The 15,175-nt window shown below is 60.6% G+C and carries 11 protein-coding genes and 3 pseudogenes; 11 read left to right on the top strand and 3 right to left on the bottom strand.

The window, feature by feature from the left end; all coding sequences use genetic code 11:
* Window positions 1-97 precede the first annotated feature (97 nt).
* Window positions 98-1,084, top strand: coding sequence for a nucleoid-associated protein (locus J7G73_RS10755; RefSeq protein WP_291246252.1), 987 nt, complete (start codon window positions 98-100; stop codon window positions 1,082-1,084).
* Window positions 1,085-1,144: 60 nt separating this feature from the next.
* Here J7G73_RS10755 and J7G73_RS10760 read toward each other — a convergent pair.
* Both J7G73_RS10760 and J7G73_RS10765 read right to left on the bottom strand, forming a co-directional pair.
* Window positions 1,145-1,538: pseudogene (locus J7G73_RS10760) on the bottom strand (hypothetical protein).
* A 101-nt stretch (window positions 1,539-1,639) separates the two neighbouring features.
* Window positions 1,640-2,278, bottom strand: coding sequence for a redox-sensing transcriptional repressor Rex (locus tag J7G73_RS10765; protein ID WP_087295737.1), 639 nt, complete (start codon window positions 2,276-2,278; stop codon window positions 1,640-1,642).
* 284 nt (window positions 2,279-2,562) lie between these two features.
* Between J7G73_RS10765 and J7G73_RS10770 the strand changes: the two genes are divergently transcribed.
* The 6 genes and pseudogenes from J7G73_RS10770 (at window position 2,563) to J7G73_RS10795 (ending at window position 9,413) form a co-directional block, all read left to right on the top strand.
* Window positions 2,563-3,312: an ATP-dependent Clp protease proteolytic subunit gene (locus tag J7G73_RS10770; RefSeq protein WP_291246253.1), complete on the top strand. Its 750-nt coding sequence runs from the start codon at window positions 2,563-2,565 to the stop codon at window positions 3,310-3,312.
* A 640-nt stretch (window positions 3,313-3,952) separates the two neighbouring features.
* Window positions 3,953-4,093, top strand: a pseudogene (locus tag J7G73_RS10775) (hypothetical protein); the annotation flags it as partial.
* A 113-nt stretch (window positions 4,094-4,206) separates the two neighbouring features.
* Window positions 4,207-6,009, top strand: coding sequence for a DNA translocase FtsK (locus J7G73_RS10780; protein WP_291246254.1), 1,803 nt, complete (start codon window positions 4,207-4,209; stop codon window positions 6,007-6,009).
* A 173-nt stretch (window positions 6,010-6,182) separates the two neighbouring features.
* Window positions 6,183-8,138 (top strand): YgiQ family radical SAM protein, encoded by a 1,956-nt coding sequence (locus J7G73_RS10785; protein ID WP_291246255.1) that lies wholly within the window; start codon window positions 6,183-6,185, stop codon window positions 8,136-8,138.
* Between the two features lie 3 nt (window positions 8,139-8,141).
* On the top strand, window positions 8,142-9,152 hold the full coding sequence (locus J7G73_RS10790; protein ID WP_291246256.1) for a ComEC/Rec2 family competence protein: 1,011 nt from the start codon (window positions 8,142-8,144) through the stop codon (window positions 9,150-9,152).
* An 18-nt stretch (window positions 9,153-9,170) separates the two neighbouring features.
* The gene (locus J7G73_RS10795) at window positions 9,171-9,413 is read left to right on the top strand and encodes a DUF3006 domain-containing protein (protein WP_291246257.1); all 243 of its coding nucleotides are present in this window, start codon (window positions 9,171-9,173) and stop codon (window positions 9,411-9,413) included.
* Between the two features lie 128 nt (window positions 9,414-9,541).
* On the opposite strand, the gene pyk is transcribed toward J7G73_RS10795, so the two are convergent.
* The gene (gene pyk / locus J7G73_RS10800) at window positions 9,542-11,284 is read right to left on the bottom strand and encodes a pyruvate kinase (RefSeq protein WP_291246258.1); all 1,743 of its coding nucleotides are present in this window, start codon (window positions 11,282-11,284) and stop codon (window positions 9,542-9,544) included.
* Window positions 11,285-11,580: 296 nt separating this feature from the next.
* Here pyk and J7G73_RS10805 point away from each other — a divergent pair, with 296 nt between their 5' ends.
* From J7G73_RS10805 to J7G73_RS10820, 4 genes and pseudogenes are all read left to right on the top strand, one after another.
* Window positions 11,581-12,756 (top strand): phosphopentomutase, encoded by a 1,176-nt coding sequence (locus J7G73_RS10805; protein WP_291246259.1) that lies wholly within the window; start codon window positions 11,581-11,583, stop codon window positions 12,754-12,756.
* Between the two features lie 148 nt (window positions 12,757-12,904).
* A complete protein-coding gene (locus J7G73_RS10810; protein ID WP_291246260.1) occupies window positions 12,905-13,723 on the top strand; it encodes a YdcF family protein in 819 nt (272 codons plus the stop codon).
* Window positions 13,724-13,761: 38 nt separating this feature from the next.
* On the top strand, window positions 13,762-14,556 hold the full coding sequence (locus J7G73_RS10815) for an ABC transporter ATP-binding protein (RefSeq protein ID WP_291246261.1): 795 nt from the start codon (window positions 13,762-13,764) through the stop codon (window positions 14,554-14,556).
* A gap of 13 nt (window positions 14,557-14,569) precedes the next feature.
* Window positions 14,570-15,175: pseudogene (locus tag J7G73_RS10820) on the top strand (hypothetical protein); the annotation flags it as partial.

Below are 15,175 nucleotides of genomic sequence, written 5' to 3' on the forward strand. Positions count from 1 at the left end.
GTTGGAGGAAAGGGGAAAGAGGAAAAAGCGCCCCTACCCAAACAGCGGCTTTTCCGCTATAATAAACAGGAACCTCAAGCGAAAGGAACGGATCTTCATGGAATTACAGATCTTTAAGGCCATCGTACACGTGCTGGATTCCAGCGGCGGTGCACCGGTGTTTTCCGACCGGCTGCTGGAGCTGGATGGCGATACCGCCGACTATCTGGCTGCCCACCTGGAAAAGGCCTATTACAACGATGCGGTGAAAAACTGCAGCTTTCTGCCGGAAGCCACCTTCCCGTCGCTGCTGCTGGACAATCAGGACTTTGTGCAGTGCTCCAAGCAGGTGGCGAACGAATTCTTTCAGGTGATGCGCACCAGCCCGGCCATTCCCAATGCGGACCTGATCGTGATTTACTGCTCCATCAACGGGCACGAGAGCATCGCCGTCCTGAAGATGAATTACAAGGCGGCCTATGCTCACTATTATCAGCAGGTGGAGGGCCAGCACTACAACGCCCTGATCAAGCAGCGTACCCTGCTGCCCGCCGCCGGCTCCAAGCCGGATGAGTCGGTGATCGTGGATATGACCGACGGCTCCATCAAGCTGGTGGAGAAAAAATACGAGGTGGACGGGACGAAGATCTTCTATCTGTCCGAGCGCATTCTGCGCAGCACCCAGGCCCAGCCCGAGCGGGCCAAGCTGCAGACGGTGCAGACCGCCGCAGCCCAGGCGGTGCGCCAAAGCTACGAGGACAACCAGAAAAGCGACAGTGAGATCGCAGCCATCCTCTGTGAGGAGGCGGTGGCCGGTGACGGCAGTCTGGAGGTCCAGCGGGTAAAGGAGCGGCTGGAGGAGCAGTTCCCGCTGGCGGTGGAGTCCTTCACCCAGGAGCTGGAGCAGGCGAATCTGCCTCTGGAGGAAACCGTATCGGTTCCGCCCGCCCGCATCAAGCGGATGGAATACCAGTCCATCAAGACCGAGAGCGGCATCGAGATGAAGATCCCCACCAGTCTTCTGCGTGGCGACAACGACTATGTGGAGTTCGTCAACGAGCCGGACGGCACCATCTCGCTGCTGGTCAAGGGCGTTGTGCTGTAAATTGCCCCAAAAAGAAAACTCCCGAAAGCCGCACAGGCTTTCGGGAGTTTTGTTATATGCTCAAACTGTAATGCGGGGATGGCGGCGATAGAAGTCATCCCGCGCCTTGAAATAGCACTGGGCACACAGGCTTACGTATTCCACTTCGCCGCCCTCGTCGATGACAACCTGATCGCCTTCAAACACGAATATCGGTGAGAATGCAAGCCGGGGCGGGGGCACGGGTCAGCAGATCCCGCACCAGGTCCAGAATGTCCAGCTTGGGGGTCACGGCAATGTCTACCAGCCGGGTCACACCCAGTCGGCTGACCAGCTTGTCGCCGCCCTTGGTATCCACGCTGGGCTTCATCACCAGCACCCGCATGCCGCGCTCCTCGTAATTATAGGCCACCTGCATCAGGGCAGTGCTTTTGCCGCTGTTCATGGCGCCGTAGCGAAAATACAATTTTGCCATAGTGTTGCATAAACCTCTTTATACGGCGAAGAAGACGCTCATTCGCCAAAAGTCAGCCCGGCTGCGCTTTCACGCAGCCGGGCTGCTGTTGTTTGATGGATTCAGTCGTTCCGCAGCCGGTAGCCCAGGCTCATCAGGCTGTCGCCCAGATGGGCATTCTCCACCGTCACATTGGGGTAGGGAATGGAAAGATCGTAGTGACTGAAGTTCCAGAAGCCCCGGATGCCCAGGTCCACCAGCCGGCCGGAAAGCTCCTTTGCGCCCTCACGGGGCAGGCAGAGCACCGCCACCTGAGGATTGTGGGCGGCACAGAAGGACTCCAGCTCATCAATGTGATGGATGGGAATACCGTCCAGATCCTGGCCCACCAGCTCCTGCTGCACATCGAATACAGCCAGCAGATGGTAGCCGTTGGTATCGGTGGTCAGAAAACGGGAGACCGCCCGGCCCAGACGGCCGGCACCGATCAGAATGGTGGGCAGCTTTTCGCCCTCGCCAAACAGCAGGCGACCGATCTCGTGCAGCAGTACCTCCACATTATAGCCGATTCCCTGCTGGCCAAAACCGCCAAAGCAGTTAAAGTCCTGGCGTACCTGACTGGCAGTGGTGCCCATCATGCGGGCCAGTTCACTGGAAGATACCTTTACCACACCGTTTCTCTGCATCTGGCTGATGTAGCGGTAATATTTGGGCAGCCGTTTGATTACCGGCAGAGATACCTTTCCTTGAGAATGGTTCATATTATCATCACCGTCTTTTGAAAATGATTTAAAGCAACGGGCGGGTACGTGGCCTGCCCTGTGCAGAAGCGAGCAAAAGGCGAAAACAGGCCTTTTGCAGGAATATCCATACTTTATAATACTGGATTCACAAAGGCTTGTCAAACCAATTGCAGGGCGGAAGGCCGTCTGTGTGGGCATAAAGACAAAAAATTCGTGCAAACTGATAGAAAAAACAAAAGGCAGCCCCGCACGATTCACGGCCAACACCGCAGGCGGCGTTGCCAAAAGGAGCGAAGAGACCAATGCCGAACAATGATACTCCGCGGCCCACCGATGCCCAGGTGGAGCAGGAAAAGCTGGAACAGGATTTTATGATGGACACCGGCTCGGTGATCCGCACCAAGGGCCGTCATGCCATCCATTGCCTCACGGTGATCGGTCTGATCGAGGGCCACGTGAGTGCCGGACAGGAGCAGAAGGTGACCCGCTACGAGCATGTGATCCCACAGCTGGTGGCCATTGAGGAGGACCCGGAGATCGAGGGTCTGCTGGTGATTTTGAATACCGTAGGCGGCGACGTGGAGGCGGGCCTTGCCCTGGCTGAGCTGATCAGCGGGGTGACCAAGCCCAGCGCCACCCTGGTGCTGGGCGGCGGGCATTCCATCGGCATCCCGCTGGCGGTCAGCGCCAAGCACAGCTTTATTGTGCCCACTGCCACCATGACCATTCACCCGGTGCGACATTCCGGGCTGGTATTGGGGGTGCCCCAGACCATGCGCTATTTCGAGCAGATGCAGGAGCGCATCACCGGCTTTGTGCAAAGCCATTCCCACATCAGCGAAGAGCGTTTTCTGGAGCTGATGATGCACACCGGCGAGCTGGTGATGGATGTGGGGACCGTGCTGGGCGGTGAGCAGGCGGTGGCCGAGGGCCTGATCGACGAACTGGGCGGTCTGGGCGACGCGCTTGCTTACCTGTATCGCCAGATCGAACGGAATCGAACCGGCGCAAAGAATGAGGAAAGCCGAAGCAGAGAGGAAACTGTCCGATAAATTGGGTTTTAAAACCTATGGTTTTATGATACAATAGATAAGTTCCGAAAAATTCCCGCGCCGGGTGCGCGGCGCCCCCGGAAAACCAAATGGTCCGGGGGCTGGAAATACATAAACGAGGGAAAGAAAGCGTATGGCACAAAAGAAGAAACCCGCCGCAAAAAGCGGCGCGAAAACCACCCGCTCCCGCTCACGGCGCAGCCAGCCGGATGTGGCCCAGAGCTGGAGCATTCTGCTGTTCTGCCTGGGCGTTGTGATCATTGCCATGTCTCTGGTGGCCGGGCAGTCGGTCTGGGCCATGCTGCGCGGCGTGCTGTTCGGCGTGTTCGGCGTGTGTACCTATCTGCTGGGGCCGGTGCTGCTCTACATCGCGGTGCTGGTGGCGCTGGGGCGGCCCATCTGGTCCCGCTGCGCCAAGTCCCTGCTGCTGATGATGCTGATCTGCGGCACGGCAGTGGTGTTCTCCAAAATCGACCTGGTGGGCCTGAGCTTCGGCAAGGCCACCGCGGCGTTATACGCCAACGGTCAGGGTATGCTGGGCGGTGGCCTGTTGGGCGGCATCATCGGCGGCACCCTGCTGGCCTTGTGCGGGCATCCGGCGGCGAATATCCTGCTGGTCATCATGCTCATCGCCATGGTCATGTGGTACCTGGGGGTGACCCCGGGTGATCTGTGGCAGATCGCGGAGGACTATCTGGGCGACTGGAAGGCTGACCGGGATGCTGCCCGCCAGCAGCGCGAGGCCTGGGAGGAGGAGCAGCTGCGCCGGGAACCCGAGCGCCGCGCCGCCGCCCAGGAGCGGGCCGCTGCCCGCCAGCAAAAGCAGGAGGCCTTTGCCCAGCGGTTCCGGGGTCCGAGCCGGAGGAGCACAGCGAATTCGAGACCGAGATTCCCATGGACGAGCCTCAGCAGGACCCGGATGTGGGCTTCGAGCCCTATCCCAGCAGCAGCCCGGACTATGCCTGGGAGATGCGGTTCGATCAGGCGCCGGAGCCCTCCGACGCGGACGAGCCGCCCTTCCAGCTGGACCAGCCGATCCCGCTGGAGCCGGAGCAGCCCAATGTCGGTGTCACCGAGCTGGACAGTCTGATCCACAAGGCCATGGAGCCCAGCCAGACTATGGGCAATTCCTACGGCGAGCCGCTGCGTCCGCTGAACCCGGCGGCCGCCACGGCGGAAACCGCCCTTGCGCAGCCTGTGGAACAGCCTGCTGCCTATTGCTATCCGCCGCTTGACCTGTTCCAGGTGATGGAGTCGGCGGAGGACCCGGGCGTGGAGGCGGAGCTGAAAAAGAACGCCGAGCTGCTGGTGAGCACGCTGGAAAGCTTCGGCGTAAAGACCCGCGTGCTGGACATCTGCCGCGGCCCCTCGGTCACCCGGTACGAGCTGCAGCCCCTGGCGGGCGTGAAGATCAGCCGAATCACCGGTCTGGCCGATGATATTGCCCTGAACCTGGCGGCGGCCGGCGTGCGCATCGAGGCCCCCATCCCCGGCAAGCCTGCCGTGGGCGTGGAGGTGCCCAACCGAAAATCCAGCCCGGTGGGCATCCGTGGCATCTTTGAATCCCAGGCCTACACCCGCAGCGCCTCGCCCCTGACCCTTGCCCTGGGCAAGGACATTGCGGGCAACGCCCAGGTGGCGGACCTGTGCAAGATGCCCCACCTGCTGATCGCCGGTTCCACCGGCAGCGGTAAGTCGGTGTGCGTGAACAGCATCATCATCAGCTTTTTGTATCGCTCCAGCCCCGAGGATGTGAAGCTCATCCTCATCGACCCCAAGGTGGTGGAGCTGGCGGAGTACAACGGCATTCCCCACCTGCTGATGCCGGTGGTCACCGAGCCGCGCAAGGCGGCGGGTGCGCTGGGCAGCGCTGTGGCCGAGATGGAGCGCCGCTACCACCTGTTCGCTGAGAACAACGTGCGTGACATCAAGAGCTTTAACCGGCTGGCGGCTGAGACCGAGGGTCTGGAAAAGCTGCCCTACATCGCCATTATCATCGACGAGCTGGCCGACCTGATGATGGTGGCCGGCAAAGAGGTGGAGGACTACATCTGTCGCATCGCCCAGAAGGCCCGTGCCGCGGGCATGCACCTGATCGTGGCCACCCAGCGCCCCAGTGTGGATGTCATCACCGGCCTGATCAAGGCCAATATCCCCAGCCGGATTGCCTTTGCGGTGTCCAGTCAGGTGGACAGCCGCACCATTCTGGACGCGGGCGGCGCGGAGAAGCTGCTGGGCATGGGTGACATGCTGTTCATGCCGGTGGGCGCCTCCAAGCCTCTGCGCATCCAGGGCACTTATGTGAAGGACGAGGAGATCAGCGCCGTGCTGGACTTCATCAAGAAGGACAACACCTCCCAGTACGATGAGAAGATGATCGAGGAGATGGAGAAGCACGCGGTGCCGGAGAAGGCCTCCGGCGGCGACGGCGACGACGAGGACGACGGCCACGACCCCATGCTGGAACAGGCGGTGGAGGTGGTCATCGACGCCGGTCAGGCCTCCACCAGCCTTCTGCAGCGCAAGTGCAAGCTGGGCTATGCCCGTGCCGCCCGTATCATGGACGATATGGAGCAGCTGGGCGTGATCGGTCCCTATCAGGGCGCCAAGCCCCGGGAGGTGCTCATCACCCGGCAGCAGTGGATCGAGCGGTCCATGCGGGCGGACAACACCCCCGTGCCGGACGAGATCCCCTGAACCTGTGCCGTGCCCTTGTGCGCGGCGGGCAGGATTTGTTACAATGGAATCAAGGTAGATGCTCGTGCCCCCGGCAGACCAGCGGCCTGCCGGGGGCGCGTTGCGACAATAGAAAGGTTTTACCAACGGAAACGGGCCGCCTTGGCCCGCAAGGAATAGAAAGGAGACTCTTTATGCAGCAGGGCACACAGTTTTTGCCCATCAGCAAAGAGGATATGCGCCAGCGCGGCTGGGACGAGCTGGACTTCGTTCTGGTCATGGGCGACGCTTATGTGGACCATCCCAGCTTCGGCCCGGCCATCATCGGCCGCATTCTGGAGGCCGAGGGCTACCGGGTGGGCGTGATCAGCCAGCCGGACTACACCACCTGCGAAAGCTTCAAAGTGCTGGGCAAGCCCCGCTACGGCTTTTTCATCGGCGGCGGCAACGTGGACAGCATGGTGGCCCATTACTCGGTGGCCAAGGTGCGCCGCAAGGTGGACGAGTACACCCCCGGCGGCGTGGCGGGCAAGCGCCCGGACCGGAGCGCCACCGTTTATACCCAGCTGGCCAAGCAGGCTTACCCGGATCTGCCGGTGATTCTGGGCGGCCTGGAGGCCAGCCTGCGCCGCTTCGCCCATTACGACTACTGGATGGATACCGTGCTGCCCAGCATTGCGGAGACCTCCGGTGCGGATATCATCAGCTTCGGTATGGGCGAGCACCAGACGGTGGAGATCGCCCGGCGGCTGGCGGCAGGGGAGAAGGCCAGCGAGATCCGGGATGTGGCGGGCACCTGCTACATGACCGACTTCGCCCATCTGCCCGCTAAGTATCTGGAATGTGCGGGCTTCAACAAGGTGAGCACCGATAAGGTTGCCTACGCCAAGGCCTGCCGCATCCAGATGGACAATCAGGATTCCGTCACCGGCCAGATCATCGTGCAGAAGCAGGAGAGCGGCTATCTGGTGCAGAATCCGCCTGCAAAGCCCCTTACCCGCCGTGAGCTGGACCGGGTGGCGGCCCTGCCCTACACCCGCACCTGGCACCCCAGCTACGATGCGGTGGGCGGTGTGCCCGCCATCGAGGAAGTGGAATTCTCCATCATCCACAACCGTGGCTGCTACGGCGGCTGCAACTTCTGTGCCATCACCCTGCATCAGGGGCGGCGGGTTACCAGCCGCAGTGTGGACAGCGTGGTGGAGGAGGGTGAGCTGCTCACCAAACAGCCCGGCTTTAAGGGCTACATCCACGATGTGGGCGGCCCCACCGCCAACTTCCGGCTGCCCAGCTGTGCCAAGCAGATGACCGAAGGCATGTGTCAGGGCGGCAAAAAGTGTCTGGCTCCCGGCCCCTGCCCGTACCTGATCATCGACCATACCGAATACCTGAACATGCTGCGCCGCCTGCGGGCTCTGCCCGGGGTGAAAAAGGTGTTCATCCGCAGCGGCATCCGCTACGACTACCTCACCTGGGATAAGGACGAGACCTTCTTCAAGGAGCTGGTGGAGCATCACGTTTCCGGTCAGCTGAAGGTGGCCCCCGAGCACTGTGCCCCCAACACCCTCAAATACATGGGCAAGCCGCCGGTGGAGGTGTTCAACAAGTTCTCCAAGCGGTTCTATGAGCTGACCAAGAAGGTGGGCAAGAAGCAGTATCTGGTGCCCTACCTGATGAGCAGCCACCCGGGCAGTACGTTGGAGGACGCGGTCTATCTGGCCGAGTATCTGTACAAGCATAACATCCGCCCCGAGCAGGTGCAGGACTTCTACCCCACGCCGGGCACCGTGTCCACCTGCATGTTCTACACCGGCCTGGACCCCTACACCCTCAAGCCGGTGTTTGTGGAAAAATCCCCTGAGGGCAAGGCGCTGCAGCGGGCTCTGCTGCAGTACTACGAGCCCCGCAACGCGGAAAAGGTGGTCAAGGCGCTGCACAAGACCCACCGGGAGGACCTGATCCCCCTGCTGGTGCCCGGCTACAAGCCCAAGGCCAGCGCCCAGGCCCGTCCGGTCACCGGCCGCAAATCCGCCCAGAATGCCAAGGCGGCGGGCCGTCCGGTGCAGGGCCGGTTTGTCCCCAACCACGGCAAGGGCGGCGGCAAAAACTCCGGCCGGCCCACCTTCGCCCCCAAAACCAAGCGGAAGTAAGCCATGGCAAAACGACGGAAACGGCGCACGCGGCGCAAAAAATATCCCATTCGCATCACGCCCTCCCAGGGGCTGGTCTTTCTGCTCACCGCCTTCTGCCTGGTCATCGGCCTCCGGCTGGGGCTGGGCGGCCAGAGCGGCGAGGGCGGATTCACCTGGCAGGATTTTTACGACAGACTGCAGGTGAACACCCTGCCCCAGGGGCTGGAACAGGTCCCGGCGGAGGGCCAGGCGGTGCACTTCATCGACGTGGGCCAGGCGGATGCCACCCTCTTACAGAGCGGGCAGGAATACTGCCTGGTGGATGCGGGCGAGGCCTCCAGCGAGGAGGCGCTGCTGGCTTATCTGGACGGAATGGGCATCACCCGTTTAAAGCTTCTGGTGATGACCCATCCCCACGCGGACCACATCGGCAGCATGAAGGCAGTGCTGGAGCATGTGCAGGTGGAGCAGGTGCTTCTGCCGGACTTCGATAAGGCACCCTATCCCACCACCCGCACCTTCGAGCGGGTGATGGATACCATTGAGGAACAGAACATCCCCACCGTGACCGCCGAGCCGGGGCAGGAGTTCACGATTGGCGCGGCCACCCTGGCAGTGCTGGCAAACGGCGTGGAGACCGACAATTACAACAATCTGTCCCAGGTGCTGTTTTTCAGCGCTCCGGGCCTGCGGGTGATGCTCACCGGCGACGGTGAGACCGAGGTGGAACAGGATGCTCTGGCCCACTGTGAGCTGCCTCAGACAGATGTGTTCAAGGCGGCCCATCACGGCTCCAGCACCTCCAACACGCTGGCGTTTCTGCAGGCGATCCGGCCCCAATATGTGGTGGTCAGCTGCGGAAAGGACAACAGCTACGGCCATCCCCATGAGGAGGCAATGCAGAATTACACCATGGTGGGCGCGCAGGTGCTGCGCACCGATCAGGACGGCAGTGTGGTCATTGCGGCCACCGAAAGCGGTCTGCAGTGCTACATGGCATCCGGCGGCCAGCAGGCGGACAGCGCGGCCTGAGAAAGGAAGAATGCGGCAATGAGCGAGCTTTATATCCTGGACCGGTGGGAAGGGGACACGGCGGTGATCGAGGTCACCGACGAGATGGATTGCACCCACTGGCAGCAGGCAAATCGAAGCGAGCTGCCCCCGGATGCCAGGGAGGGCGATGTGCTCCTCCTGAGCGGGCAGATCTGGCAGGTGGACCGGGAGGCCACCGCCTCCCGGCGGGAAAAGCTGGCCCGGCGGCTGGCCCGGCTGAAAAACCGGGGGAATCCCTGAACGCAATAAAAAGAAGGCGGCGGCGCACACGGAAGATGTTTCCGTGTGCGCCGCCGCTTTTTGTGTGCGGGCAATAAAAAACTCCCCTGTGCGGATGCACAGGGGAGAGAAGAAGCAATTCAGAAAAATCAGACAGGCATGGTCTGAACGGTGCCGCGTACGCAGTCCACGGAAACCATGGTCTCGTCCTTCAGCAGGCGGGTAGCGTTGGCAACACCAACAATCACAGCCTTGCCCAGAGCCAGACCGGCGATGGCAGCGTGGCTGTTCATGCCAGCCTCCTCAACGATCACCGCATTGGCCTCACGCATGTAGGGCAGCATCTCGTTGTTGGTGTAGGGAACCACCAGCACGCAGCCGGGCTTGCACTTGCTGGCAACCTCTTCGGTGTTGCGGCAGATGCACAGGGCGCCCTTGGCGTTCTGGTTGCCGATGCCCACGCCGCTGGCCAGGAACTCGCCGACCATGTGGACCTTGATCATGTTGGTGGTACCGGAAACACCCACGGGAACACCGGCGGTCACAACCACCAGGTCGCCGCTCTGCAGCAGGCCGTGATCCACAGAGGTCTTAACAGACAGCTCAACCAGCTCGTCGGTGCTGTTGGCGTAGGGCATCAGGATGGGATGCACGCCCCAGCTCAGAGCCAGGTGACGCTGGGTCTGCTCGTCCAGCACGCAGGCGATGATGGGAGTCTCGGGACGGCCCTTGCTCAGCAGGCGGGCGGTCTCACCGCTCTTGGAAACGGTGATGATGGCGGTAGCCTTGATGTCGGCTGCGGTGGTGCAGGCGGCATGAGCGGTAGCAGCAGCGATGCTCAGGCGGGTATCCAGGGGGCTCTTGCGCATATGCTCGATGTAGCTGGAGTCGCTCTCGGTACGCTCGGCGATGGCGGCCATGGTGCGAACAGCCTCCACGGGGTACTTACCGGCAGCGGTCTCACCGCTCAGCATGATGGCGCTGGTGCCGTCGTAGATGGCGTTGGCAACGTCGGTGATCTCGGCACGGGTGGGACGGGGGTTCTCCTGCATGCTCTCCAGCATCTGGGTAGCAGTGATAACGGGCTTGCCGGCGGAGAAGCTGTGGTAGATGATGTCCTTCTGGATCATGGGGATCTCGGTGAAGTCGATCTCAACGCCCATGTCGCCGCGGGCAACCATGACGCCGTCGGCAGCAGCCAGGATCTCGTCGATGTTGTCGATACCCTCACGGTTCTCGATCTTGGCGATGATGCGGATGTTGGACTTGTGCTCGTTCAGCAGGCGGCGGATATCCTGGATGTCCTGGGCGCTGCGGGTGAAGCTGGCGGCGATGAAGTCGTAGCCGTTCTCGATACCGAACAGGATGTCCTCCTTGTCCTTCTGGCTCAGGTAGGGCATGGACAGGGAAACGCCGGGCACGTTAACGCCCTTGTTGTTGCTGATGGGGCCGCTGTTGTTTACCAGGCACTCGATGTCGGTGTTGGTCACAGCGGTAACGGTCATGCTGATCAGGCCGTCGGCCAGCAGCACGGTGCTGCCCACGGAAACGTCGCCGGGCAGATCCTGATAGGTGATGGAGCAGATGTCCTTGTTGCCTTCCACGTCACGGGTGGTCAGGGTGAACTTCTGGCCGGCTTCCAGCTTGGTCTTGCCGCCGGCGAACTGCTTCAGACGGATCTCGGGGCCCTTGGTGTCCAGCAGAGCAGCCACGGGGCGGCCCAGCTCCTCACGCAGAGCCTTCAGCTTGTCCAGACGGCCCTTGTGCTCTTCGTAGTCGCCGTGGGAAAAGTTGAAACGGGCAATGTTCATGCCGGCCAGGATCAATTCGCGCATTACGCCCTCTTTATCGGTAGAGGGGCCTAAGGTGCAGATGATTTTCGTCTTACGCATTCGTAAAATCCTCCTAAATACTCTCTTCTCAAATATCTATCCACAACGTCTCCGAAGCGGAGACGGGGTCGCTTTTTCGCTCGCCGCCCCTATTATATAATAAAAAAACATTTCGTGAAAGGGGTCCCGGCAAGCTTTCGGAAAAGTATATGCAATCGTACCAATTAAATAAAAATTTAACAGAATATTTTAATGCATTTTTTCAACAAAGCTGATGGGATATACTTAACTTTTTGGGGCAAATACGCTATAATGAAACAACACCCTACAGCCAACGAAAAGGAGGCACGAACAATATGGCAAAACGAGTGTTTTTAGTAGTACTGGACAGCTTCGGCGTAGGCGCCGAGCCGGATGCGGATAAATTTGGTGATGTGGGCGCCAATACCCTGGCGTCCATCGCCGCCAGCAAGGCGTTCGATACCCCTAATATGAAGAAGATGGGCCTGTTCAATCTGGACGGCGTAAGCTGCGGCGAGCCCGTGGCCCAGGTACTGGGCACCTGCGCCCGCCTGCAGGAGGCAAGCAACGGCAAGGATACCACCATCGGTCACTGGGAGATCGCGGGCGTGGAGAGCGAACGCGCTCTGCCCACCTACCCCAACGGCTTCCCGCCGGAGGTCATCGAGGAGTTTGAAAAGCGCACCGGCCGCAAGGTGATCTGCAACGCCACCTATTCCGGCACCGAGGTGCTGAAGGATTACGGCGAGGAGCACATGCGCACCGGCGCGCTGATCGTGTACACCTCGGCGGACAGTGTGTTCCAGGTGGCCGCTCATGAGGAGATCGTACCGGTGGCTCAGCTGTACGAATACTGCCAGATCGCCCGGGATATGCTCAAGGGCGAGCACGGCGTGGGCCGCGTGATCGCCCGGCCCTTCGTGGGCACCTGCGCGGCGGACTTCCAGCGCACTCCCCGCCGCCACGACTACTCTCTCAAGCCCCCCAAGAAGACCATGCTGGACGCACTCAGCGCTGCCGGCAAGGCTGTGATCGGCGTGGGCAAGATCTACGACATCTTCGACGGCGAAGGCGTCACCGAGACCATCCGAACCTCCGGCAACACCGAGGGCATCCGGGTGATGCTGGACCTGGCCGACCGGGACTTCGAGGGCCTGGCTTTCATCAACCTGGTGGACTTTGATATGGTCTATGGACACCGCCGCAACATCGACGGCTATGCCGCCGCGGCCACCGAGTTTGATCAGGGTCTGGGCGAGATGCTCAAAAAGCTGCGTCCGGACGACCTGCTCATCATCACCGCCGACCACGGCTGTGACCCCGGCTTCACCAAGACCACCGACCACACCCGGGAATATGTTCCCATGCTGGCGGCGGGCAGCAGCGTGAAGGAGAACAACAACCTGGGCACCGTGCTGGGCTTCGGAGCCATCGGCAAGACCATCTGCGCCTATCTGGGTGTGGATGCCGACCTGGCAGGTCAGGACCTGAGCGAGCGGATGTTTGTCTGATCAAAAATTGCGGTAAAGCAGAATTTTTCAAGTCTTTTTAAATTTTCTAAATTTTTTGAAAAAATTGCAATAAAAAACCGCGTGATATCGTTTGTATTATGGCGGCCGCGGAGCGTTGCTCCGCGGCCTGTTTGTTAACAGGGAAAGTATGAAGCAGTATGGAAAGGGTATTGTGAATATCAAGCTGATCGTTGTGTGGGTGCTGGCGGTATATTTTCTTGCAGACAGTATTGTCCGCTCGCTGCGCTCCAATTTCAATTTCGGCATGCTTATAATGTATGCCATCACGGCCGGGCTGTGGGTCTATGGCCTGTTCCACCGGCAGATCGATGCATTCTGTGCCGCCGGTGTGGGCCGGGTGCTGCGCATCGGTTTTTTCTGCGGGGTGGGCGTGTTCTGCGCGCTGCTGGCCTTCGTGGCCCTCAGCGGCTATAGCGACCAGCCCCAGGGGGATGAGAAGGCGGTGGTGGTGCTGGGCGCCGGCCTGCGCAAGGATGTGCCCAGCAAGCTGCTGGTCCGGCGGCTGGAAAAGGCGCTGGAGTATCACGAAGAAAATCCGGACGCGGTGATCGTGGTCACCGGCGGCCAGGGCCCGGGCGAGACCATCCCGGAAGGGGTGGCCATGGCCAGATGGCTGGCCGAGCGGGGCGTGCCGGAAGAGCAGATTATCGTGGAGGATAAAAGCACCTCCACCGAGGAGAATCTGCTGTTTGCCCGCCGTCTTCTGGAGGAGCGGGGCATTGCGGCCAGTGAGCCCATCGTGGTGGTGACCAATGCCTTCCATTGTTACCGGGGCGGAGAATACGCCCGTATGGTGGGCTTCACCGATGTGGATGCGCTGCCCGCGTCCATCGGGCTCAACTCCATTATGCCCTGCTATTTCCGCGAGGTATTCGCGGTGCTGTATTATTGGGTCTTCAAAAGCAGCCGCACCGGCTGGATGCTGCAGTTTGTGGGCATCTTCTGACGGTAAGCTGCAATCAGATAAAATGAAGAGGTGAAATCATGGCGCCAATTATCCGTGTGGAGCACCTGAGAAAGGTTTACCGGGTGGGCCACGAAAAGGTCATTGCGCTGAACGATGTGAACCTGGCCATCGAGCCGGGAGAGGTCTGCTGCATCGTGGGCCCCTCCGGCAGCGGCAAGTCCACCCTGCTGAACCAGCTGGCGGGGTTGGAAAAGCCCACCAAGGGGCATGTGTACATCGGCAGGCACGACATCAGTGAGATGACCGAGAACGAACTGGCGAAATTCCGCCAGGAGCATCTGGGCTTTATCTTCCAGAGCTACAATCTGCTGCCAAATCTGACGGCGGCGGAAAATGTGGCCCTGCCGCTGATGTTCAAGGGTGTGGGGCGCAAGGAGCGGCTCAAGCTTGCCACCCAGGAGCTGAAAAAGATGGGCCTGGGCAAGCGGGCAGGCCACAAACCCACCGAGATGAGCGGCGGCCAGCAGCAGCGGGTGGGCATTGCCCGCGCCTTTGTGGCCAAGCCCAAGGTTATTTTTGCGGACGAACCCACCGGCAACCTGGACAGCCAGACCACCAAGCAGGTGCTGTACCGGATGCTGAATATGGCAAAGGAGAGCAACATCACCTTTGTCATGGTTACCCACGAGCGGGACCTGGCGGCAGTGGCGGACCGGGTGGTCACCATCAAGGACGGCAAGGTGGAGAGCGACGTGGTAATGGACGCCGAGGCCAAAGCGGCGGCCATGGCCGAAATGTTCAGCGATATTATGGAACAGGAGGCTCCGGCGGAACCCAATACCACGGTGCCTCTGAATAGCGAAAAACAGTGAGGAGAAGAAACACATGAAACAGAGCATCAAACGGATCAGCGCCGTTCTGGCCATGGCCATGGCACTGAGCGCATTCAGCGCATTCAGCGTGTTCGCCGAGGGCGAGAGCACTGTCCCGGCCAGTGTATCCCAAAGCACCAGCGTGGTTCAGGAGACCAGTGTGGCTGCGCAGACGGACGGCAACAGCCCCGCTGCGAATGAGGTGGTTGTTACCCCCACTCCGGTGCCCACGGAAGTACCCACTCCGGAACCCACTCTGGAGCCCACTCCGCTGCCTTCGCAGCTGGAGATCGGCAGCTATAATGTGGATTTTAAGGACTATGGAAGCCGGGATAACATGTGGGAGTGGGGCGAAAAAGCTGATGTAGAGGTTTATCTGAATCTTCTCGAAGGCGAAACCATCCAAAGTTCTCGATTTATCAATTCCGGTGCGTTTACAGCAGACAGCGTTAACTTTCAGGGAACGGTGAATGGGAATAAGGTGATTTTCCCCCATGTGACCTACAACGGCGGCGGCAACGAGCTCTCGTTCGAGATCACTACCAATCTGCGCGGTGTGCTGACGGGCACACAGCTCATTGCACAGTGCCTGGATGTGAACCCCAATCCGCCGGAGGCC

Source organism: Allofournierella sp., from assembly GCF_017889395.1.
Classification (GTDB): domain Bacteria; phylum Bacillota; class Clostridia; order Oscillospirales; family Ruminococcaceae; genus Allofournierella.

What these genes read in the sequence shown, in the direction of transcription:
- J7G73_RS10755 (WP_291246252.1), top strand. Translation starts at nt 98, where the DNA reads ATGGAATTACAGATCTTTAAGGCCATCGTACACGTGCTGGATTCCAGC.
- J7G73_RS10765 (WP_087295737.1), bottom strand. Translation starts at nt 2,278, where the DNA reads ATGAACCATTCTCAAGGAAAGGTATCTCTGCCGGTAATCAAACGGCTG.
- J7G73_RS10770 (WP_291246253.1), top strand. Translation starts at nt 2,563, where the DNA reads ATGCCGAACAATGATACTCCGCGGCCCACCGATGCCCAGGTGGAGCAG.
- J7G73_RS10780 (WP_291246254.1), top strand. Translation starts at nt 4,207, where the DNA reads ATGGACGAGCCTCAGCAGGACCCGGATGTGGGCTTCGAGCCCTATCCC.
- J7G73_RS10785 (WP_291246255.1), top strand. Translation starts at nt 6,183, where the DNA reads ATGCAGCAGGGCACACAGTTTTTGCCCATCAGCAAAGAGGATATGCGC.
- J7G73_RS10790 (WP_291246256.1), top strand. Translation starts at nt 8,142, where the DNA reads ATGGCAAAACGACGGAAACGGCGCACGCGGCGCAAAAAATATCCCATT.
- J7G73_RS10795 (WP_291246257.1), top strand. Translation starts at nt 9,171, where the DNA reads ATGAGCGAGCTTTATATCCTGGACCGGTGGGAAGGGGACACGGCGGTG.
- pyk (WP_291246258.1), bottom strand. Translation starts at nt 11,284, where the DNA reads ATGCGTAAGACGAAAATCATCTGCACCTTAGGCCCCTCTACCGATAAA.
- J7G73_RS10805 (WP_291246259.1), top strand. Translation starts at nt 11,581, where the DNA reads ATGGCAAAACGAGTGTTTTTAGTAGTACTGGACAGCTTCGGCGTAGGC.
- J7G73_RS10810 (WP_291246260.1), top strand. Translation starts at nt 12,905, where the DNA reads ATGAAGCAGTATGGAAAGGGTATTGTGAATATCAAGCTGATCGTTGTG.
- J7G73_RS10815 (WP_291246261.1), top strand. Translation starts at nt 13,762, where the DNA reads ATGGCGCCAATTATCCGTGTGGAGCACCTGAGAAAGGTTTACCGGGTG.